This window comes from Rhodococcus sp. CX (assembly GCF_015865005.1).
Classification (GTDB): domain Bacteria; phylum Actinomycetota; class Actinomycetes; order Mycobacteriales; family Mycobacteriaceae; genus Rhodococcus.
This window is the reverse complement of record NZ_JADZGH010000183.1, coordinates 1-932: the sequence shown is the minus strand read 5'-3', so window position 1 is coordinate 932 and position 932 is coordinate 1. Positions and strand designations below refer to the sequence as shown.

Below are 932 nucleotides of genomic sequence, written 5' to 3'. Positions count from 1 at the left end.
TCCATTCCGTGAGCACCGTATTGGCGACTACGTGACGCTGCGGCGTGGCCGGGTCCGGTCGCCATCCAGGTTGTGAGAAGGCCGCCCGGATGGCGTCGGCGCCCTCGATCGTCGGGAAGCCGGGTATCTCCACGACACCGTCGGGCCAGTACAGCGCGACCATGTCCTCGACCCGACCGTCGTCCTGCGCCTGGGCATGCGCGGCGATCACCGCACTAACAGCCGCGTAGACCTCAGCGAATGTCGCCATCGACAGCTCCCTACTTGACAACGATCGGCGTGACCGGTGAACCGGCAGAGTTGGTCACCTTCAGGCCGGGGGCACAGAAGAAGAACTCCCACACCCCGTCTGCCTCGCAGTCTTCGGCCAATTCCTCGAGGTTGAACATCTCGCCGAGCGTGAGGCCCATATCGCGGATGACGACCTGGTGAAACGGGATGGTGGCGCCGGGGACCGGGCTCGGCCACACCTCGCCCGAGTGGTTGTCGATGGCCAGCGCCGCGACCTCACGGTCGTACAGCCACTGGCACGTGTCCAGGCCCGGGCCCGGAGCGTTGCCGAGGAAGTGCTCACGGTCGCCCTCGAGGAACCACTTGTACGAACCGGTACGCAGCAGCACCACATCACCGGATTCGACGCGGACTCCCTGACGCTCCTCGGCAGCGCGAAGATCCGCCTCGGTGATCTCGTACGAGTCCTCGAGCCGATCAACGCCCTTCAGCCGGGCGATATCGAGCAGCACCCCTCGCGAGATCAGCCGGTCGACCGCCTTGTGGAAGGAATTGCGGGAAGCGCCCATGAAGTTGTTGACGGCACCGGCCGGCACATCGTTGTAGAACTTTCCGCCGTAACCCACATGCGCCAGTCCATCCCACTGCGTCGCGGACTGCGAACGAATCCGTTGCACGTCATGACACTGCTGCCGTCGGAC

Annotated in this window: 2 protein-coding genes; both read right to left on the bottom strand. The window is 65.0% G+C overall.

What is annotated here, in order from left to right:
- Positions 1 to 250: nuclear transport factor 2 family protein (locus tag I0Q12_RS19600; protein WP_197253743.1), on the bottom strand; the 250-nt coding region annotated here is incomplete at its 3' end.
- Positions 251 to 260: 10 nt separating this feature from the next.
- A partial coding sequence (locus I0Q12_RS19595) for a cyclase family protein (protein ID WP_231611038.1) occupies positions 261 to 932 on the bottom strand: 672 nt, incomplete at its 5' end.